The organism is Caulobacter sp. GW821-FHT09B08 (genome assembly GCF_059418225.1).
In genome coordinates this window covers 513,853-532,469 of record NZ_JBWKPL010000002.1, presented here as the reverse complement: position 1 = coordinate 532,469, position 18,617 = coordinate 513,853, and the positions used below count along the sequence as shown (strand labels likewise).

Genomic DNA, 18,617 nt, shown 5'->3' with positions numbered 1-18,617 from the left:
CGTTCTCCCATTTCCGCTCTTTTTGGGGGGCCAAGCATTCCGAACGGCTGAGGCATTTCCACAGGCAACGGCGGCCTCCTCATTGATCTTTGTCAATCGATGGGCCAGTCCAGTCCGGGTAAGGCCTACCACCTTCACCGTAAGGAACGATCTCGTGGCCAAAGGGCTGCATAAAACTCCCCCCAGGGCCTGGCAGCGCATGCTGTCGGGGCGCAGGCTGGACCTGCTGGACCCCTCGCCCATGGACATCGAGATCGAGGACATCGCCCACGGCCTGGCCCGGGTGGCGCGGTGGAACGGCCAGACCACGGGCGACCACGGCTTCTCGGTGGCCCAGCACAGCGTGGTGGTCGAGGAGATCGCCACCCACATCAAGCCGGACCTGGAGCCCAAGTGGCGCCTGGCCGCCCTGCTGCACGACGCCTCCGAATACGTGATCGGCGACATGATCAGCCCGTTCAAGGCGGCCCTGGGCATCGGCTACAAGGACTTCGAGGCCCGGCTGGAGGACGCCATCCACATCCGCTTCGGCCTGCCGGTGAAGACCCCGCCGGCGATCAAGAAGCTGATCAAGCAGGCCGACCGGGCCTGCGCCTTCTTCGAAGCCACCCAGTTGGCCGGGTTCGAGCATGCCGAGTCCCTGGCCATCTTCGGCGCCCCGCCGGCCGGCTACGACCTGAAAATCCTGCCGTTGCCCCCGTTCGAGGCCCAGGCCCGATACGTTCAGCGCTTCCATGTGCTGTCCCGCGCCGCCGGTTTCGAAAGCGCGCCCGGCGCGGCGTTCGAGACGGAATGACGGGCTCGCCCACATCGGTCGTCATCGGCCTGTCGGCGGTGGTCGTGGCCATCCGCGACGGCGAGGCCGTGGTGCTGACCGTCCGGCCGCACGACGCGGTCACCGACATCGCCAGCCCCCTGCCCGGCCTGCCGTTCGGCCCGTTCGACCCCGCCGGCCACCGCACCTTCGAGCTGGGCCTGCGCGCCTTCGTCACCGAGCAGACCCGGTTCCAGCTGGGCTATGTGGAGCAGCTCTACACCTTCGGAGACGAGGGCCGCGACGCTCCCCGCGCCGAGATGGGCGCCGGCGCGGCGCGCATCGTTTCCGTCGGCTATCTGGGCCTGACCCCCACGGCCGTGGAGACCCGCGCCCCCGACACCGCCTGGGCGCCGTGGTCGGCCTTCTTCCCCTGGGAGGACTGGCGTCACGGTCGCCCCGCCCTGCTGGACGAGGCCATCGCCCCGGCCCTGCGCCGCTGGGCCGGCGAGGACGGGGGCAAGTGGTCGCGCGCCCGCCTGGCCTTCGCCCTGGACGGCGCGGCCTGGAACGAGGAGCGCGTGCTGGAGCGCTACGAGCTGCTCTACGAGGCGGGCCTGGCCCCCGAGGCCGCCCGCGACCGCGCCCGGGCCGAGGGGCACGACCCGGCCGAGCCCGTCGCCCTCTCGGCCGCCCTGGGCGAACCGATGATCTCGGATCACCGCCGCATTCTCGCGACGGCGCTCTCGCGCATCCGGGGCAAGATCAAGTATCGCCCCGTGGTGTTCGAGCTGATGCCGCCGGAATTCACCCTTTCGGCCCTGCAGCGCACGGTCGAGGCCATCGCCGGCGTGCCGCTGCACAAGCAGAACTTCCGCCGCGTGGTCGAGCGCGAGGATCTGGTCGAGGGCCTGGGCCGCCAGGACGCCGACACCGGCGGCCGTCCCGCCGAACTGTTCCGCTTCCGCCGCGAGATCCTGGCCGCGCGACCGGCCATGGGCTTGAGCCTGCCGCTGCTTCGCGACTAGGCTGCTCGCCGAGATGGCGAAACCTTCCCGCACGCAACTGATCGCCGGCGCCGTGGCGGCCCTGGTCCTGGCCGGCCTGGGCGTAGGCCTGACGCTGTACGTCCTGCGCGACAGCCATGCCGAGGCGGTGGACCACACCGCCGACGACGCCCAGGCCATCGAGGGCGCACGGATCGCCGTCACCGGTCGCCTGCCCGAGGCTCAAGCCGTCAACTTCGGCAAGGTCTTCGTCCACTGGGACGGCGAGATCCCTTCGGTCTGTGGCGAGGTCGACATCATCGAGGAACAGGACAACTTCGAGGGCCCGGAACGCTTTGTCTGGTCGGAGGGCGTCCTGACCCTTGAGGAGATCGACGGCAGCGACGTCGTGGACCAGAAGTGGAGCGACCTCTGCCAGTGAGGTCGCGGGCCTCGTCATACCTAGGCGTCTTCACGCGGTTTCAATCGGGCCTCACGCATCGCCGCGGCCTGCTTCAGCCGTCGACGAAGGTCGCGGCGAATAAAGCTCATCCGCTCGGCCGTGCGGCCGCTGTCGTCGTTCATGGGATCGGTGCTGTCGTGGGGTGGCTGGGCCGCTCGGATGCGGGCTCGGGTCTTGGATCGGGGCATGAAAATCTCCTTTGAAGCAGACACGACCTGGCCGCCTCACGCGGCGGGCCGCTGAGCTATTCGGGGAAGGCTGCGGAGCGCCGGGCCAGGCCCGGAAGCTGTTTGGAGAAATACCGTTTCGACTTGGACCGACGCTCCGCGCGATCATTATCCGGGAGCGCCCGGCGTCCGGTCCTGTTGGAACCGCGCCGGTCTTAGCCCCCGACGGGCGGGCCGGGCTTGCGTCGCCCGGTCCCGGAACGCTTGCGTCGCCGCAAGCCTGTCGCCCTCATCGGCCCTTCGTCCAACGCCGTTTATTTTCGAGGCCCGGCCGGCACCAGATGGACAAGGTCGCGGCCCCTCGCGGAACCGCCGCCGACGAGCGCGCCCGCTCGACCGCACCCCAAGGCCGCGAAGGTCGCAGGCCTTAGCGCCCTCCCCATCGCCTTGAAGTCCGGTCATTGTACGGGAGCCTGGCAGGTGGGGGATAGACGACTTCGGTGCGTTGATTTCGTTGAGGAACCAGGCCGGCAGCGAGGGGAATAAGGTTTTTATGCGGCCTTATGGACAAGGTTTCACGTGCCTAGGGCGACCGGACTTGCCAATCTGCCGCCAGCCGAGCGAGGCCTCGGCGGAGGGCGTCATGATCTACGCGAAGGCCGCGGCCTATCTCGTCGCCTGGGTGTCGCTGGCGATCGTCCTGATGCGGGTTGTCGTCGGCCCGCTGTGGGGATCGGCCACCGACATCGGCCTGATCGCCGCGCCCATCGCTTTTGGCCTGGGCGTCATCGCCCTGGCCAAGCTGGCGTCGATCATGCTCAGGGACATCGACAAGATGCGTCAATCGACCAACGGGGACACCGGGGAATGACCGAAGACTTCCAGACCAAGGCGGCCAAGGCCCGCTCGCGCTTCAAGAGCACCGGCCGCAACCTCGGCATCGGCTTTGTCAGCGTGGTGGTCCTGTTGCTGGGGTCGTGCAGCGTGGCCTCGCACAGCACCACGGTCGAGCCGGGCAACGTAGGCGTGAAGATCAAGACCCTGGGCTCCGGCGCCGGCGTCTCGCCCGAGCCCCTGCCCGCCCGCTGGTACTTCCGGGGCATCGGCGAGCGGATCATCCAGTATCCGGTGATCCAGCGCACCTACAGCTACACCCGCGAGAAGGACGAGCGCGGCAACGAGAACGAGGAGATCACCTTCTCCGACAACACCGGCCTGCCGATGACCGCCGACGTGTCGGTGACCCTGCAGGTGAACCCGGCCTCGGCGCCCAACCTCTACCAGACCTATCGCCTGTCGTTCGACCAGCTGCTGGACGGGCCGATCCGCAACGACGTGCGCTCGGCCGTGGCGGCCGAGGCCGAGAAGGTGGGGGTCGAGACCCTGTACAGCGGCGGCCGCCAGGCGGTGATGCAGCGCGCCTTCGCCCGGGTGTCGGGCAAGTGGGCCCGCCACGGCGTCACGGTCAGCCAGATGGATTGGATCGGCTCGATCCGCTATCCGGACGCCATCATCCAGCAGATGCAGAACAAGACCCAGCTGGAGCAGGAAGCCCTAGCCGCCAAGGCCTTGGAGGCCAAGGAAACGGCCCTGGCCAACGCCGCCATCGCCAAGGCCCGAGGCGAGGCCGAGTCCATACGCATCAAGGGCGAGGCCCTGCGCGCCAATCCCCAGGTGCTGCAACAGCAGGCCATCGAGAAGTGGAACGGCGAGCTGCCCAAGGTGACCGGCGGCTCGACCCCGTTCGTGAAGATCGACTAGGCCCCGACTTCAAGCCGCCGTGTCGTTCCGCGACTCGGCGGCTTCCGCCGCCTCCATCCGCGCCCGCCACTTGGCCTTCAGGGTGTGGGAGGTGTCGCGCGAGCCGTCGTGGCTCCAGCCGGGCGGGCCGAAGATGTAGCCCAGGGCGTGGCGCGGATGGGCCGCCACGTCCTTGCCGATGCCGATCCACTCGTGGAACACGTTGGTGAAGAGGTTGAAGCTGGGCAGGTTCTTGACCGTGCCGTAGCGGATCTTCTCCTCATCCGTCTCCGGGATGAAGGTGCCGAACATCCGGTCCCAGATGATCAGGATGCCGGCGTAGTTGGCGTCCAGATAGCGGGCGTTGCGGGCGTGGTGCACCCGGTGGTGCGAGGGCGTGTTGAACACCGCCTCGAACCAGGCCGGCATGCGCTTGATCGCCTCGGTGTGGATCCAGAACTGGTAGACGAGGCTGATCCCCTTCTGGATCGCCACCATGGCCGGCGGGAAGCCCAGGAACGACAACGGCAGCCACAGCAGCCACGTGCCGGCCACCCCGCCCGTCCAGGTCTGCCGCAGGGCGGTGGACAGGTTGTAGTGGGTGGAGGTGTGGTGGTTGACGTGGCTGGCCCACCAGACGCGCCGCTCGTGGGCGATGCGGTGGAACCAGTAGTAGGTCAGGTCCTCGGCGAAGAAGAGCACGACCCAGGCCCAGACGGCGGTCATCGGGATGGTGAAAAGACGGTGCTGATAGACCCACAGGGTGGCGGCGAACACCACCCCGCCGGTGACCAGGCCGGCGATGGTGCTGCCCAGGCCCATGGTCAGCGACATGGCCGTGTCCTTGGCCTCGTAGCGGGCGTCGGCCTTGCCCAGGCGGGCCAAGGCGATCTCCAGGACGATGGCCAGCACGAAGAAGGGAATCGCCAGCTGGACGGGATCGAGGGTCTTCATGCGGCGAACTCGCGCGAACCGAACTGGGCGGGCGGCCAGGGGCCCGTCACGGAAAGGCGGGGCGCGCCGTCGGCGGTCCTGAGCTTCAACCGGCCGTCGACGACGGTGGCGGCCAACAGGTCTCGCCAGGCGGTCTGGCGGGCCACGTAGCCGTCGCCCTTGCGCCACAGCACCAGGGCCTGGTCGCCCGAGCGGGCCACCACCCCGGCGCCGTCGTCGGCGATCCACAGGGCCTCGATGTGGTCGTCGGGGAACTCGATATCCAGCAGCGCGCGGGCGCCCGCCTCGTCCAGCCGAGGGGTCGGACGCGCGATCCGCGCCCAGGCCGCGACGGCCACCATCAGGGCCACGGCGACGACCGAGCCCAGCAACTGGATCAATTGCGCCTTATCCAAGCGACGCTTCCTCCCTTGATCTTGACGCCAGCGTCACGCTTTGGGCTTCGGGGGTCAAGAGCGACGTCGGGTCACCCGTCGCGGTCTTCAGGCCGCACTTCCCTGTTTACACCGGAGGCCAACTGCTCAAGGTTGAGCCGCCGCCACGGGGCGGGCAACTCAGGAGTCCGAGATGTCGTTGATGTTCCAGCCGCTGAAGAAGTACGCCGATTTCCAGGGGCGCGCCCGCCGCAGCGAATACTGGCTGTTCTCGCTCTTCTGCTTCGTCGTCGGCATGGTCTTCACCATCCTGCGTATCGCGACGGGCGGCATGGAGTCGCTGGAAAGCGGCCGGATGGATCCGATCGGGATCATCAACATGCTGTTCTCGCTGGCCATTCTGGTTCCCAGCCTGGCCGTGGGCTTCCGCCGCCTGCACGACACCAATCGCTCGGCCTGGTGGATCCTGATCGGCATTATCCCGCTGATCGGCTGGCTGGTGCTGTTCATCTTCAACGTGCTGCCCGGCACGCCCGGCCCCAACAAATACGGCCCCGACCCCAAGGGCGATTCGACGTCGGACACCGCGGCCGTCTTCAGCTAGACGCCGTCATCGCGACCGGAATCAAAGAAGCGGGCCCCCGGCTGGGGCGCGCTTCCTTCGTTTCAGGACGTCGCGGTTCTAGAACTTCCGCGCATAGCCCACCGACACCACATTGGCGTCGGACGCGTCGTTGTCGCGGAACTGCTGGCGCGTGTAGTCGACGCGCAGGCCGTTCTTGTCGTCGAACTTGTACTGGGCGCCGACGCCATAGTTGACGCTGTCGGCGTCGAACTTGTTCTCGACGCCCGCCAGGGTGTTCTTGAACTGGGTGTTGCCGTAGCCGACCCGACCGATCAGGTCGATATTGGGCGAGACCGGCAGGAAGCCCACGCCATAGACGGCGGCCGAGTGGGTCTGCTCGAGGCTGGAGCGGACGCCGTTGGTGTCGATGTTGTCGTCCTTGACGCCGCCGGACAGCTCGCCCTCGACGCCGAAGTGCGGCGTCAGCTTGGCGCCCAGACGGCCCTGGACCGCGCCGGTGTCGGCGCCGTCGGCGCGGGATCCGGCATAGCCGAGGGTCCCGTAGACCTCCTGGGCGTGCGACAGGGCGGGAACGGCGGCGACCGACAGGGCGACCAAAGCGGCCGCCGACATGAGAGTTTTCATTGTTGTACTCCTTGGTACTGGCGAGGCATGGGGAGCGCCTCGGCCTGCCCTGGATAGGCGCCCCATGGGGCGGCGATTGGACCCTGGCGGGACCCGTTCTGGGCCATTGCGTGTCGGATGCGACACGTCCGTGGCGATTGTGGCGGTTCGGAATCGTTCCAGGTTTGGGCCGAAAACCACGGGGTGTGGCTTCAAGGTCGCGTCGCGGAAAGGTGACGACGGCGTCAGGCGTGCTATTGATCCGCCAAGTCAAAATCCGAGACGCGCCCGTTAGGCGCGCCCAGCGTCACCGGGACCGCCGCCTTGCATAAAGCCGTCATCGTCGCCACGGGGCTGTACACCCCGCCGTTCAGCGTTTCGAACACCGAACTGGTCGAAGCCTTCAACACCTATGTCGAGCGCTTCAACGCCGCCAACGCCGAGGCCATCGCGGCCGGCGAGATCGTGGCCCTGGCGCCCTCGTCGCCCGAGTTCATCGAGAAGGCCTCGGGCATCAAGGCCCGCTACGTGATGAACAAGGCCGGGATCGTCGACCCCGAGGTCATGTGCCCGATCCTGCCCGAGCGCCCGAACGAGGAAATCTCGATCCTGGCCGAAATGGCCGTCGAGGCCGCCAGGCAGGCCATCGCCCGCTGGGGCAAGCCCGTCTCCGAGATCGGCGCGGTGATCTGCGCGGCCTCGAACATGCAGCGCGCCTATCCGGCCATGGCCATCGAGGTGCAGCAGGCCCTGGGCATCGACGGCTTCGCCTTCGACATGAACGTGGCCTGCTCGTCGGCCACCTTCGGCATCAAGACCGCCGCCGACTTCATCGCCACCGGCAGCGCCAAGGCCGTGCTGATGGTCAATCCCGAGATCTGCTCGGGGCACCTGAACTTCACCGACCGCGACAGCCACTTCATCTTCGGCGACGTGGCCACGGCCGTGATCCTGGAGGAGGAATCCCAGGCGACCGGTGGCTGGGAGATCCTGGGCACGCGCCTGAAGACCGAGTTCTCCAACAACATCCGCAACAACTTCGGCTTCCTGAACCGCACGGCCCCCGAAGGGATCGGCGCCAAGGACAAGCTGTTCGTCCAGGAAGGCCGCAAGGTGTTCCGCGAAGTGGTGCCGATGGTCAGCCAGATGATCGTCGAGCACGCCAGCGACATCGGCGTGGATCCGACCGGCCTCAAGCGCCTGTGGCTGCACCAGGCCAACATCAACATGAACGAGATGATCGGCCGCAAGGTGCTGGGCCGCGATCCCGAGCCCGGCGAGAACGTGATCATCCTGGACACCTACGCCAACACCAGCTCGGCCGGCTCGATCATCGCCTTCCACTCGGCCAACGACGACTTCGCGGCTGGCGAGACGGGCCTGATCTGCAGCTTCGGCGCGGGTTACTCGGCCGGCACGGTGTTCGTCAGGAAGCGCTAGGGCGCTCAGCCAAAGATGACTCGGCTGCCGACCACGGTGCGGAACACCTGGTCCGGCATCTGGGCGATAGCCGGCGCGATGAACGCCTCGCCCGTGCAGTGCCCGGGCAGGATGTAGTCCGGCTTCAGAGCCTGCATCAGCGCCAGGGTCTGCAGCGCCTGCTGCTGCGTCTGGGGCGGCACCAGGTGGAAGCCGCCCATGATCGCGTGGATCTTGTCGACGCCCGAGGCGGCCTGCGCGGCGCGCACGGTGTTGATGATGCCCCGATGGCTGCACGAGCCGATGACAACCAGACCCTTGCCCTTGAGGTGAAAAGCCGTGCCCAGTTCGTGGACAGCGTCGTCGACGAAGAAGTCCAGATCGCGTCGGTCGGCGTCCAGCTCGGCGCGACGACAGCCCTGGCCCGGCAGCATCGACGTCGGCACCTTGGGCTTCTCGGGCGACACGAACGGGATCCGGCCCGTGGTGAAGCCGATGTCGGCCAGGTCCTGGGGCGTGGACGTCACGCGCAGATCGATCCCCGCCGCGACCAGATCGGCCTTCTCCAACTGGCCGAAGCTGGGCCCATCGGGCGAGACGCCGCGCAGGCGGGCGCAGAAGACCTCTTCGCCGCCGACATAGAGCGGCGTTCCGCGCTTGACCCGGCCGACCACGGCGGCCAACCCGCCGAAGTGGTCATAGTGGCCATGGCTGAGCACCATGGCTTCGATCGTCGCCGGATCCACGCCCAGCAGCGCCATGTTCGAAGCCAGGGTCTCGGGCGTGTAGCCGAAGTCGATCAGCACGCGGTGACGCGCGCCGCCCGCGCCGACGGCGTCCGCCAGCACCGAATAGCCCCACTCGCCGCGCAGGGTTAGCCGATAGGACGAGGCCGCGCGCTCCGGCGGCAGGATCTTCAGGCCGGGCCGCTCGACGGGCGTGGCGAAGCTGGAAACCGTGCTGTCGGCCAGCAGGGTCAACGCCAGCCGGTCGATCTCGGGAACCGTGATCGGCGCGGCCGCGCCAGGCAGGGGCGCGGCAAGGGATACCCCCGCGGCCAGCAGCATTCGACGCGTCAGCATGGCCCGGCTCTCCTGAGGGTGAACCGAGCCTAGCCTAACCGCTTGACGCTGTCCCTCGGCGAAGCGGGTCTTGGCGACAGCCGCCCGCCCCTATTGCGCCTTCGGATGCGTCGCCTTCCAGTCCATGGCGTTGCGGATGCGTCGCCCCACGGCCGGGTGGTCGTAGAACAGCACCTCCTCGACGACGCCCGGCGTCGCCGCGCGGTATTCGATGGTCTTGACCAGGGCCTTGGCCAGGCCGTCCGGCTCGTTGAAGTGCTGGAGGCTGTAGTTGTCGGCGTCGCTCTCGGCGATGCGGATCAGGCTGTTGGTCAGGGGCTGGCCCAGCAGGCCGATCACCGCCAGGATCACCGCCAGCACCGGCAGGCCGGCCGGATCGGCCACGCCCTTGACCGTCTCGGCGCCCAGCAAGGCCGCGACGGGGTTGAACAGCCGGTCGATCAGGAAGAAGGCGATCACCGCCAGCACGCTGAGCCCGCCCGCGATCCACAGGGCGTGCTGGTGGGCGTAGTGGCCCATCTCGTGGCCGACCACGCCGCGCACTTCCGAGATGTCCGCGCCCTGCTTGAACATGGTGTCGCTCATCGCCACCCGCGCCGTGCCGAACAGGCCCGCGACATTGGCGGTGTAGGCGTTGGACTGCTTGGAGCCGTCGTAGACGAAGATCTTGTCGCTGGGGATGCCGTTGGCCTTGGCCATCGCCACCACCTCCTCGCGCACGGGGCCTTCCGGGGCGGGCGTATACTTGTTGAAGATCGGCATGATGTAGACCGGGGCCAAGATCTGCACGGTGGCGAAGAACACCGCCGTCAGCGCGCCCGCCCACAGCCACCAGGTGCGCTGCGCCTTGCGGATCAGGGCGTACAGCGCAACCAGGAAGAGGCCGAACAGCAGCGCGTTGATGGCCATGGCGATCAGCCCCTCGCCCAGCCAGCCGGTGAAGGCCTGGCTGGTCAGGCCGTACTGCTTTTGCCGCCACCAGCCGGCATAGGCCGACCAGGGCAGGCTCAGCAGGCTGTCGATCAGCAGATAGACGATCCCCACCACCAGGCTGACCAGCACGGGCTTGGGCTTGCGCCGCTCCAGCCGGCGGCGGAGGCCCACCAGCACCTCGCTGCGCACGATCAGAAACGAGACCAGCACCGAGACCAGGAAACCCCACAGCAGCAGCCAGTGGCCGCCCTGGGTGTAGGCCGTCGCCTTGGCATGAGCCTCGGGCGGCAGTTGCGCAAGATAGGCCGCCGTGGCGGCGGCGGGATCGAACAGAAGCGCCAAGGAAGGTCCCCCAAATCAACTCTTAGCGCGCCAGAAAGCCAGAGGCGGACCGGGGCGTCAGGTTAATTCGCGGTCAGGTTCGATGGCCCGGTCCGGCTGCGACGCTTGGCACTGGCGGCGGCGCGCAGGGCGTATAGAAATACGCCCCTGATTTTTCCTTTCGAGGCCCGCATGCGATTCCCCGCCCGTCGTGAACTCCTGGCAGGCCTTGCCCTGGGCGCCCTGGCGCTGGCCGGCTGCGGCGGCAAGACCGGCAATGTCGCCGAGACCGGTCTCAAGCGCGTCGAGGCCACCAAGGTCCTGCGAATCGGCCTGGAAGGCACCTATCCGCCGTTCAACTTCCAGGACAAGGACGGCCAGCTGGCCGGGTTCGAGGTCGACTTCGCCAAGGCCCTGGCCGAGCAGATGAAGGTCAAGGCCGAGTTCCATCCCTCGCCCTTCGCCGGCTTGCTGGGCGCGTTGGAATCCCAGCGCATCGACGTGGTCATCAACCAGATCACCATCACGCCCGAGCGCGCCGCCAAGTACGACTTCTCGCGCCCCTACACGATCTCGGGCATCCAGATCATCACCCGCAAGGGCCAGACCGACATCGCCGCGCCGGCCGACCTCAAGGGCAAGAAGGTCGGGGTGGGCCTGGGCACCAACTACGAAAGCTGGCTGCGCGCCAACGTGCCCGGCGCGATCGTGCGCACCTATGACGACGACCCCACCAAGTACCAGGACCTCAAGGCCGGCCGCATCGACGCGGTGCTGAACGACCGGCTGGTGGCCGCCGACTTCGTCAAGACCTCGCCCGACTTCGTGGCTTCGGGCGCGCCGTTCGCCAGCCAGGGCATGGGCGTGGCCATGCTGCGCGACCCCGCCCTGAAGGTGACCATCGACCAGGCCATCGACACCCTGCGCGCCAGCGGCAAGCTGGCCGAAATCTCGAACAAGTGGTTCGGCCAGGACGTGACGAAATGAGACGGGCATGACCCCCGCGCTCGACCTCGTCGCCCAGTCCGCGCCGCTGCTGCTGAAGGGCGCGGGCTACACCGTGCTGCTCAGCCTGATCGGCATGGGCGTGGGCCTGGTGATCGGCTTCGGCCTGGCCCTGATGCGGCTGTCGCGCAGCCCGCTGCTGCGCTGGCCGGCGGCCGTCTACGTCTCGGCCATCCGGGGCACGCCGCTCCTGGTGCAGCTGTTCCTGATCTATTACGGCCTGCCGCAGCTGGGCGTGCAGCTGCCGCCCCTGCTGGCGGCCGGCATCGGCTTTTCGATCAACATCGGCGCCTATGCCGGCGAGATCCTGCGCAGCGCCATCGCCGCCGTCGACAAGGGCCAGTGGGAGGCCGCCAGCGTTCTGGGCATGAGCCGCGGCCAGGCCCTGCGCCGGGTGATCCTGCCCCAGGCCGCCCGCACCGCCGTCGCGCCCCTGTCCAACAGCTTCATCAGCCTGGTCAAGGACACGTCCCTGGCCGCCACCATCCAGGTGCCCGAGTTGTTCCGCCAGGCCCAGCTGATCACCGCCCGCACCTACGAGATCTTCGCCATGTATCTGGCGGCCGCCGCCGTCTACTGGGTCCTGTCCAGCCTGCTGGCCCTGGTCCAGACCCGACTTGAACGCCAGGCGGAGGGGCGCCGATGAGCGCCATCGAAGCCAAGGGCCTGGTCAAACACTTCGGCCCGACCAAAGTGCTGGGCGGCGTCGACCTGACCGTCGCCCCCGGCGAGGTGGTGGCGGTGATCGGCCCCAGCGGCTCGGGCAAGAGCACGCTGCTGCGCTGCCTGGGCGGGCTGGAGACGATCGACGGCGGAACCCTGACCGTGGCCGGCGTGACGGCGGGCGGCAAGACGCCCCTGGCCCGCGCTCTGAAGGGCCGCGTCGGCTTCGTGTTCCAGAGCTTCAACCTGTTCCCGCACCGCACGGCCCTGCAGAACGTCGCCGAGGGCCTGATCGTCGTGCGCGGCGTCAAGCCGGAGGCCGCCTACGACAAGGCCCGCGCCCTGCTGACCAAGGTAGGCCTGGCCCACCGGGTCGACGCCTATCCGCGCGAGTTGTCCGGCGGCCAGCAGCAGCGCTGCGCCATCGCCCGGGCCCTGGCCATGGACCCCGAGGTCATCCTGTTCGACGAACCGACCTCGGCGCTCGACCCCGAACTGGTCGGCGAGGTGCTGATGGTGATCCGCGACCTGGCCGCCGAGAAGCGCACCATGGTGATCGTGACACACCAGATGGATTTCGCGCGCGATGTGGCCGATCGGACGCTGTTCATGGATGACGGCGTTATTCTTGAACAAGGCCCTTCCGCAGAAGTGCTTGGTTCGCCTAAGGAAGAGCGCACGCGGCGATTCCTCAGCAAGGTGAGCGGCCTAAGGTCATAATTTGGCCCCCGGCGCCCCTCACCTCCTCTCCGCCGACGCCGTGTGCTGTGAGGCGAGGTCCTGTGAAACCCTATATCGATCTGCAAGGCGCATCGGGCGCTGTCTACCGTTACAAGCTCGCCGAGGATCGCGATCCCCGGACGACGATCGCTGGCAATTTCGTCTTCGTCGACGCGGTGGGGACCATCGTCTTCGCCGGCGAGGCCAACAATCTGCACGGGGCGACCAACCGCTTCCCCGAGGCCGCCCAGAAGCACAAGGCCGAGTACCTCTATACCCGCCTGAACGTTTCGGGCGCCTCGCGCAGCGAGGAACTGCAAGACATCCTGGCGGCCGTGAAGCCTGTGATGAACAAGGGCGAATAGCCCTTACGCCCTGCGTCCACTTCCGACGCAGGCTTCGCTATGGTGGCGCCCCATGCGCCCCGAGATTCTCTTTCCGCTGTTCACGCCGGTCTCCACGCTCAAGGGCGTGGGGCCGCGCGTCGCGCCGCTGGTCGAGCGGCTGGCGGGGCCGATCGTGCGCGACGTGCTGTTCGCCACGCCCAACGGCCTGATCCGGCGCACGGCCACCACCTCGGACCACGCCGTCGACGGCCAGGTCCAGACGTTCCTGGTCACCATCGAGACTCATCTGCCGCCGCAACGCGGAGGGCAGCCCTGGCGGATCCGGGCGTCGGACGACCACGGCGCCGTCACCCTGACCTGGTTCAAGGGCCACGGCCCACACCTCGAACGCCAGCATCCGGTCGGGGCCAGGCGCGCCGTCAGCGGCAAGGTCGAGCGCTACGGCAGCGAAATCCAGATCGCCCACCCCGACTACCTGCTGGACGCCGACAAGGCCGGCGACATCCCGGCCGTCGAGCCGGTCTATCCCGCCACCGCCGGCCTGCCCTCGCGCACCTTTCGCAAGTTCGCCCACGAGGCCCTGGAGCGCGCCGCCGCCCTGCCCGAGTGGCAGGACCCGGCCTGGCTGGCCAAGAGCGGCTTCCCGGCCTGGCGCGAGGCCCTGGCCCTGGTCCACAACCCGCAGGCCGAGATCGATCTGTCGCCGATGTCGGTGGCCCGGCGGCGCCTGGCTTATGACGAGCTGCTGGCCCACCAGCTGGCCCTGGGCCAGCGCAAGGCCGGCAAGCGCTCGCATCCCGCCCCGCGAATCCAGGCCGGCGAGCTGTCGGACGCGGTCGAGAAAGCCCTGCCCTTCAAGCTGACCGGCGCCCAGATCCGGGCGCTTTCGGAGGTGCGCGGCGACATGGCCAGCGGCGAGCGGATGGGCCGGCTGCTGCAGGGCGACGTCGGCTCGGGCAAGACCGTGGTGGCCATGCTGGCCATGGCCGACGCCGCCGCGTCCGGCCTGCAGTCGGCCCTGATGGCCCCCACCGAGATCCTGGCCCGCCAGCACTACGAGACCCTGGCCCCGCCGCTGGAGGCCCAAGGCTTGGCCGTGATCCTGCTGACCGGCCGCGACAAGGGCTCGGTCCGGGCCTCGAAACTCGCCAAGCTGGCCGACGGTTCGGCCGCCGTGGCCGTGGGCACCCACGCCCTGTTCCAGGACGACGTGGCCTTCAAGGCCCTGGGCCTGACGATCATCGACGAGCAGCACCGCTTCGGCGTCAACGAACGCAAGCGCCTCCAGGACAAGGGTGAAGGCGCGCATCTCGTGGCGATGTCGGCCACCCCGATCCCGCGCACCCTGGAACTGACGGTCTTCGGCGACCTGGACGTCTCGCGGATCGACGAGAAGCCGCCGGGCCGCACGCCGGTCGCCACCCGCGCCTCGCCCACGCCGCGTATTCCCGAGATCATCGAACGGCTGCGGGCGGCGTCGGAGGCCGGCGCCCAGGCCTTCTGGATCTGCCCGCTGGTTTCGGAGTCCGACAAGATCGACCTGCGCGACGCCGAGATGCGCGCCGCCTCCCTGCGCCAGGCCATCGGCCCCAAGGTCGGGCTGGTGCACGGCCAGATGCCCGCCGCCGAGAAGGATGCGGTGATGCAGGCCTTCGTCGACGGCGAGGTCTCGATCCTGGTCGCCACCACCGTGGTGGAGGTCGGGGTGAACGTGCCCAACGCCAGCATCATGGTGATCGAGCACGCCGACCGCTTCGGCCTGGCCCAGTTGCACCAGCTGCGCGGCCGCGTCGGTCGGGGCGCCCGCGAGAGCTCGTGCGTCCTGCTCTACGACCCGCCGCTGTCGGAGACCGCCCAGCAGCGGCTGGACATCCTGCGCCGCAGCGACGACGGCTTCGAGATCGCCGAGAAGGACCTGGAGCTGCGCGGCGGCGGCGACCCGCTAGGCCTCAAGCAGAGCGGCTTCCCGGCCTACAAGCTGGCCGACCCGGTGGCCCATCGCGACCTGATCGCCGTGGCCGCCGACGACGCCCGCCTGATCCTGGCCCGCGATCCCGACCTGACCAGCCCGCGCGGCCAGGCCGTGCGGATGCTGCAGGAGCTGTTTGACTGGAAGGCCGCCTCGCCCCTGAACGACGCGGGGTGACGCCATGGCCACCGTCCTGATCCCGCTTCCTGCCCGCGACTTCGATCCCACCGAGGTGGCCGTGCCCTGGAAGGTCCTGACCGGGCGCGGCCACCGGGTGGTGTTCGCCACGCCCGACGGGCGGCCCGGCGCGGCCGACGACATCATGCTGACCGGCAAGGGTCTGCCCCTGGTCGGCGGTCTGCTGCGCGCCAACGCCGAGGCTCGCGCGGCCTATGGCCAGATGCTGGCCGATCCGGCCTTCCAGGCGCCGCGCCGCTGGGACGCCCTGGGCGACTTCGACGGCCTGCTGCTGCCCGGCGGCCACCGAGCGCGAGGGATGCGGGACTATCTGGAAAGCCCGCTGCTACAGGCGGCCGTCGTGCACGCGTTCGCGGCCGGCAAGCCCGTCGCCGCCATCTGCCACGGCGTGCTGCTGGCGGCCCGCAGCCTCGACCCCGCCACCGGCCGCTCGGTGCTGCACGGCCGCAGGACCACGGCCCTGACCTGGCCGCTCGAACGCTCGGCCAGCGCCCTGGCCCACCTGTTCCGCCCCTGGGACCGCGACTACTACCGCACCTATGTCGAGGCGCCGGGCCAGCCGGCCGGCTACATGTCGGTCCAGGCCGAGGTGACCCGCGCCCTGGCCCGCCCGGAGGACTTTCTCGACGTCCCGGGCGACGCCCCGGACCGCAAGCGCAAGACCTCGGGCCTCGACCGCGACACCGCCGCCGACAGCGCCCCGGCCTTCGTGGTCCGCGACGGGGCTTACGTCTCGGCCCGCTGGCCAGGCGACGCCCACGCCTTCGCGAAGACCTTCGCGGACGTGCTGGAAGAAGCCGCCTTGCCTGACGCTGGGTGAGCCGAAGGAGGCTGGCCACATGGACGTGCCCGCCGCCCTCTCCGCCCTGGCCCCGCGCCTGTCGCCCGGCGCGACGACGGCCATCAATGCCCGCCGGTTATCGGGCGGCGCCAGCCTGGAGACCTGGACCTTCGACCTCGACGACGGGACGCCGCTGATCCTGCGCCGGCGTCCGGACGGCGGATCGATGAGCGAGGCCGCCCTGCCGCTGTCGACCGAAGCCGCCCTGCTGGCCGCCGTCGCTCCCCAAGGCGCGCCGGTACCCGAAGTCCTGCGGGTCTGCGAACCCGCCGACGGCCTGGGCGAGGCCTATGTCATGCGCCGGCTGGAGGGCGAGACCCTGGGCAAGCGCATCGTGCGCGACGACGCCTTCGCCGGCGTCCGGCCGCGCCTGGCGCGGCGTTGCGGCGAGGTGCTGGCGGCGATCCACGCCACGCCGCTGGACGGCCTGCCGCCGCTGGCGACCTCGGACGCCGCCAGCGAACTGGCCCGCTACGAGGCGGTCTATCGCCAGTCGGGCGCCCGGCGTCCGGTATTCGAAGCCGCCTTCCGCTGGCTCGCCGACCGCGCCCCGCCGCTGGAGCAGCCGGTGCTGGTGCACGGCGATTTTCGCAACGGCAATCTGATGATCTCGCCGGAAGCAGGCCTGGTCGGGGTGCTGGACTGGGAGCTGGCCCACCTGGGCGACCCGGCCGAGGACCTGGGCTGGATCTGCGTCAATTCCTGGCGGTTTGGCGAGTGGCGCAAACCGGTCGGCGGGTTCGGCGACTACCAGGATCTGCTGGACGGCCACGCGGCGGCCGGCGGCGCACCGGTGTCGCTGGAGCGACTGCTGTTCTGGCAGGCCCTGGGCTCGCTGAAATGGGGCGTCATGTGCCTGATGATGTACGCCAGCTTCGCCAGCGGCGCCGACCGCTCGATCGAGCGCGCCATGATCGGCCGCCGGGCCAGCGAGACCGAGATCGATCTGGTGCTGCTGATGGAGCGGGCCGCATGATCACCCATCCCACCGCCGCAGAACTGTCCGAAGCCCTGGCCGCCGTCGAGACCGGCCCGCCCGGCGACGCCCGCGCCGCCTTCATCGCCCGCGTGGCCGACAACGCCCGTGCTACGCTGGATCGCGAAGCCGCCCTCTGGCCGGCGGCCGAGGTCGCGGCGGTCGAGCGACTGCGCGCGCTGCTGGGCGTGGACGGCGACTTCGAGGCCCTGAACGCCGAGCTCTGCGACCGCCTGCGCGACGGCCGCCTCGCCCCGCTGGATCCGGCCGTGCTCGCCCACCTGAAGGCCAGCGTCGCCGATCAGATCGCTATCGACCAGCCGAGCTATTCGGGGCTGGCGGCGTTGCGGGACTAACCGCCCCGCGCGCCTTCAGCGCCGCCAGCCGCGCCTGGGCGTCGGCCTCGATGTCGGCCCAGAACAGGTTGAAGCCGTCGACCTTGCGGCGGTCGGTCCACGAGCCGCTGTCGCGCAGCGAGGTCGACTTCGGACGCCCCGTGTGCAGCAGGCCGTCCTGGCACTGGGCCCAGACCTGGCGCTTGAGCAGGGCCGGCCGCGAACCCCATTCCAGGCCCGTGGCGTTGGCCGCGCCCAGGTTCAGCTTGGCCGGCGCCCGGATCTCACTGCGCTCGCCCAGCAACGGGTTGACGCAGAGCGGCGTGCGGCCGTCCAGCGTGACCAGCTCGTCGCCGCCGCGCCAGACCAGCGAGCGATTGTTGAACTCCTGGACCTGCTGGAAGTCGCCGTCCACCAACGAGGCCCAGGCCGCCACGCAACCGGCCTGGCTTCGACTGGTGCAGGCCGGCACAGCGGCCGCAGGACCGTATTCGTCGGCCGGCACCACGGTCTCGATCAGATAGACCCCGGCCAGCCGCCCATGCAGGGCCGGATCGGGCGCGATCTCCTCGGCCAGCAGACGCGCGGCCAGGATACCGCCCTGCTCCACCCCGACCAGTATGACCGGTCGCCCGCCATTGTCGTGCTGGAGGTAGTAGCGAAAGGCCGTGCGGACGTCGTCATAGGCGAAGCGCCGGGCGTCCCGGGCGTCGTCGCGCAGGGTCAGGAAGGTGTAGAGGCTGGCCTGGCGGTAGCGCGGCGCGAAAATCCGTCCCACTCGGGCGAACGGCGCGGCGTAGTTGGGCAGCAGCACCCGGGCCAGGAACCGCTCGGCCTTGGGCTGGTCGTAGGGCGCGTTCCAGTCGCGCCCGCCATCATAGCTGGTGGGGTGCACGAAGAAGACATCAGCCGGCTCGCGGGCCGCCGCGCCGACGGGCGGCCGCAGCGCCCAGGCCTTGCCTTCGGCGTAGTTCGGCGCCGGCGGCGGCTCGTAGGTTTGGAACGGGACCTTGGGGTCCAGGGTGGTGCGCAGGATGTCGTAGCGCCAGTAGAACACCGCCGCCACGACCAGCGCCAGGAACAGCACCGCCCCCGTGAAGATCCAGCGCTTGAAACCCTTGAACCGGTCGGCCATGAGCCCTGGTTACACCAAGCCGGACCGGCGCGCGAGACGGCCCGGA

General features: G+C 69.3%; 22 protein-coding genes. 15 read left to right on the top strand and 7 right to left on the bottom strand.

What is annotated here, in order from left to right; all coding sequences use genetic code 11:
* Positions 1–154: 154 nt before the first annotated feature.
* Genes AC07OA_RS08750 through AC07OA_RS08740 form a run of 3 tightly spaced genes read left to right on the top strand, consistent with a single transcriptional unit; the run spans position 155 to position 2,182 of the window.
* A complete protein-coding gene (locus AC07OA_RS08750) occupies positions 155–796 on the top strand; it encodes an HD domain-containing protein (protein ID WP_494663404.1) in 642 nt (213 codons plus the stop codon).
* Positions 793–1,782: an NUDIX hydrolase gene (locus AC07OA_RS08745; protein WP_494663403.1), complete on the top strand. Its 990-nt coding sequence runs from the start codon at positions 793–795 to the stop codon at positions 1,780–1,782. Before AC07OA_RS08750 ends, AC07OA_RS08745 begins: the two co-directional genes overlap by 4 nt.
* Before the next feature lie 13 nt (positions 1,783–1,795).
* Positions 1,796–2,182, top strand: coding sequence for a hypothetical protein (locus AC07OA_RS08740; protein ID WP_494663402.1), 387 nt, complete (start codon positions 1,796–1,798; stop codon positions 2,180–2,182).
* A gap of 20 nt (positions 2,183–2,202) precedes the next feature.
* Here the strand turns inward: AC07OA_RS08740 and AC07OA_RS08735 are convergent, their stop codons facing one another.
* The gene (locus AC07OA_RS08735; RefSeq protein ID WP_494663401.1) at positions 2,203–2,391 is read right to left on the bottom strand and encodes a hypothetical protein; all 189 of its coding nucleotides are present in this window, start codon (positions 2,389–2,391) and stop codon (positions 2,203–2,205) included.
* Between the two features lie 622 nt (positions 2,392–3,013).
* Between AC07OA_RS08735 and AC07OA_RS08730 the strand changes: the two genes are divergently transcribed.
* Together AC07OA_RS08730 and AC07OA_RS08725 are read left to right on the top strand one after the other, a co-directional pair.
* Positions 3,014–3,241, top strand: a complete 228-nt coding sequence (locus AC07OA_RS08730) for a hypothetical protein (protein WP_494663400.1) — start codon at positions 3,014–3,016, stop codon at positions 3,239–3,241.
* Positions 3,238–4,131 carry an SPFH domain-containing protein gene (locus AC07OA_RS08725; RefSeq protein WP_494663399.1) on the top strand — a complete coding sequence of 298 codons (894 nt, stop codon included), beginning with the start codon at positions 3,238–3,240 and terminating at the stop codon, positions 4,129–4,131. The genes AC07OA_RS08730 and AC07OA_RS08725 overlap by 4 nt, the downstream gene beginning before the upstream one ends.
* Positions 4,132–4,140: 9 nt before the next feature.
* Here the strand turns inward: AC07OA_RS08725 and AC07OA_RS08720 are convergent, their stop codons facing one another.
* Together AC07OA_RS08720 and AC07OA_RS08715 are read right to left on the bottom strand one after the other, a co-directional pair.
* Positions 4,141–5,064 (bottom strand): sterol desaturase family protein, encoded by a 924-nt coding sequence (locus tag AC07OA_RS08720; RefSeq protein ID WP_494663398.1) that lies wholly within the window; start codon positions 5,062–5,064, stop codon positions 4,141–4,143.
* Complete coding sequence (locus tag AC07OA_RS08715) at positions 5,061–5,459, bottom strand: hypothetical protein (RefSeq protein WP_494663397.1); 399 nt, start codon at positions 5,457–5,459, stop codon at positions 5,061–5,063. Before AC07OA_RS08715 ends, AC07OA_RS08720 begins: the two co-directional genes overlap by 4 nt.
* 172 nt (positions 5,460–5,631) lie before the next feature.
* Here AC07OA_RS08715 and AC07OA_RS08710 point away from each other — a divergent pair, with 172 nt between their 5' ends.
* Positions 5,632–6,042 carry a DUF805 domain-containing protein gene (locus tag AC07OA_RS08710; protein ID WP_494663396.1) on the top strand — a complete coding sequence of 137 codons (411 nt, stop codon included), beginning with the start codon at positions 5,632–5,634 and terminating at the stop codon, positions 6,040–6,042.
* A gap of 78 nt (positions 6,043–6,120) precedes the next feature.
* On the opposite strand, the gene AC07OA_RS08705 is transcribed toward AC07OA_RS08710, so the two are convergent.
* Positions 6,121–6,648 carry a porin family protein gene (locus tag AC07OA_RS08705; protein WP_494663395.1) on the bottom strand — a complete coding sequence of 176 codons (528 nt, stop codon included), beginning with the start codon at positions 6,646–6,648 and terminating at the stop codon, positions 6,121–6,123.
* Between the two features lie 303 nt (positions 6,649–6,951).
* Between AC07OA_RS08705 and AC07OA_RS08700 the strand changes: the two genes are divergently transcribed.
* Positions 6,952–8,067 (top strand): beta-ketoacyl-ACP synthase III, encoded by a 1,116-nt coding sequence (locus AC07OA_RS08700; protein WP_494663394.1) that lies wholly within the window; start codon positions 6,952–6,954, stop codon positions 8,065–8,067.
* Between the two features lie 5 nt (positions 8,068–8,072).
* Here the strand turns inward: AC07OA_RS08700 and AC07OA_RS08695 are convergent, their stop codons facing one another.
* The gene (locus tag AC07OA_RS08695) at positions 8,073–9,128 is read right to left on the bottom strand and encodes an MBL fold metallo-hydrolase (protein WP_494663393.1); all 1,056 of its coding nucleotides are present in this window, start codon (positions 9,126–9,128) and stop codon (positions 8,073–8,075) included.
* 90 nt (positions 9,129–9,218) lie between these two features.
* Positions 9,219–10,403: a M48 family metallopeptidase gene (locus AC07OA_RS08690; protein ID WP_494663392.1), complete on the bottom strand. Its 1,185-nt coding sequence runs from the start codon at positions 10,401–10,403 to the stop codon at positions 9,219–9,221.
* 171 nt (positions 10,404–10,574) lie between these two features.
* Between AC07OA_RS08690 and tcyJ the strand changes: the two genes are divergently transcribed.
* The 8 genes from tcyJ (at position 10,575) to AC07OA_RS08650 (ending at position 17,457) form a co-directional block, all read left to right on the top strand.
* The gene (gene tcyJ / locus AC07OA_RS08685; protein WP_494663391.1) at positions 10,575–11,369 is read left to right on the top strand and encodes a cystine ABC transporter substrate-binding protein; all 795 of its coding nucleotides are present in this window, start codon (positions 10,575–10,577) and stop codon (positions 11,367–11,369) included.
* A 7-nt stretch (positions 11,370–11,376) separates the two neighbouring features.
* Positions 11,377–12,033 (top strand): cystine ABC transporter permease, encoded by a 657-nt coding sequence (tcyL, locus tag AC07OA_RS08680; protein WP_494663390.1) that lies wholly within the window; start codon positions 11,377–11,379, stop codon positions 12,031–12,033.
* Entirely contained in the window at positions 12,030–12,770 is a 741-nt protein-coding gene (locus AC07OA_RS08675; protein ID WP_494663389.1) for an amino acid ABC transporter ATP-binding protein, read from the top strand. The genes tcyL and AC07OA_RS08675 overlap by 4 nt, the downstream gene beginning before the upstream one ends.
* A 62-nt stretch (positions 12,771–12,832) precedes the next feature.
* Positions 12,833–13,135: a hypothetical protein gene (locus tag AC07OA_RS08670; RefSeq protein ID WP_494663388.1), complete on the top strand. Its 303-nt coding sequence runs from the start codon at positions 12,833–12,835 to the stop codon at positions 13,133–13,135.
* Between the two features lie 52 nt (positions 13,136–13,187).
* Positions 13,188–15,263 (top strand): ATP-dependent DNA helicase RecG, encoded by a 2,076-nt coding sequence (gene recG / locus AC07OA_RS08665; protein ID WP_494663387.1) that lies wholly within the window; start codon positions 13,188–13,190, stop codon positions 15,261–15,263.
* A gap of 4 nt (positions 15,264–15,267) precedes the next feature.
* Entirely contained in the window at positions 15,268–16,104 is an 837-nt protein-coding gene (locus AC07OA_RS08660; protein WP_494663386.1) for a type 1 glutamine amidotransferase domain-containing protein, read from the top strand.
* Between the two features lie 19 nt (positions 16,105–16,123).
* Positions 16,124–17,101 (top strand): phosphotransferase family protein, encoded by a 978-nt coding sequence (locus tag AC07OA_RS08655; protein WP_494663385.1) that lies wholly within the window; start codon positions 16,124–16,126, stop codon positions 17,099–17,101.
* Complete coding sequence (locus AC07OA_RS08650; RefSeq protein ID WP_494663384.1) at positions 17,098–17,457, top strand: DUF6285 domain-containing protein; 360 nt, start codon at positions 17,098–17,100, stop codon at positions 17,455–17,457. Before AC07OA_RS08655 ends, AC07OA_RS08650 begins: the two co-directional genes overlap by 4 nt.
* On the opposite strand, the gene AC07OA_RS08645 is transcribed toward AC07OA_RS08650, so the two are convergent.
* Complete coding sequence (locus tag AC07OA_RS08645) at positions 17,411–18,571, bottom strand: DUF3089 domain-containing protein (protein WP_494663383.1); 1,161 nt, start codon at positions 18,569–18,571, stop codon at positions 17,411–17,413. The genes AC07OA_RS08650 and AC07OA_RS08645 overlap by 47 nt on opposite strands.
* Positions 18,572–18,617: the final 46 nt, after the last annotated feature.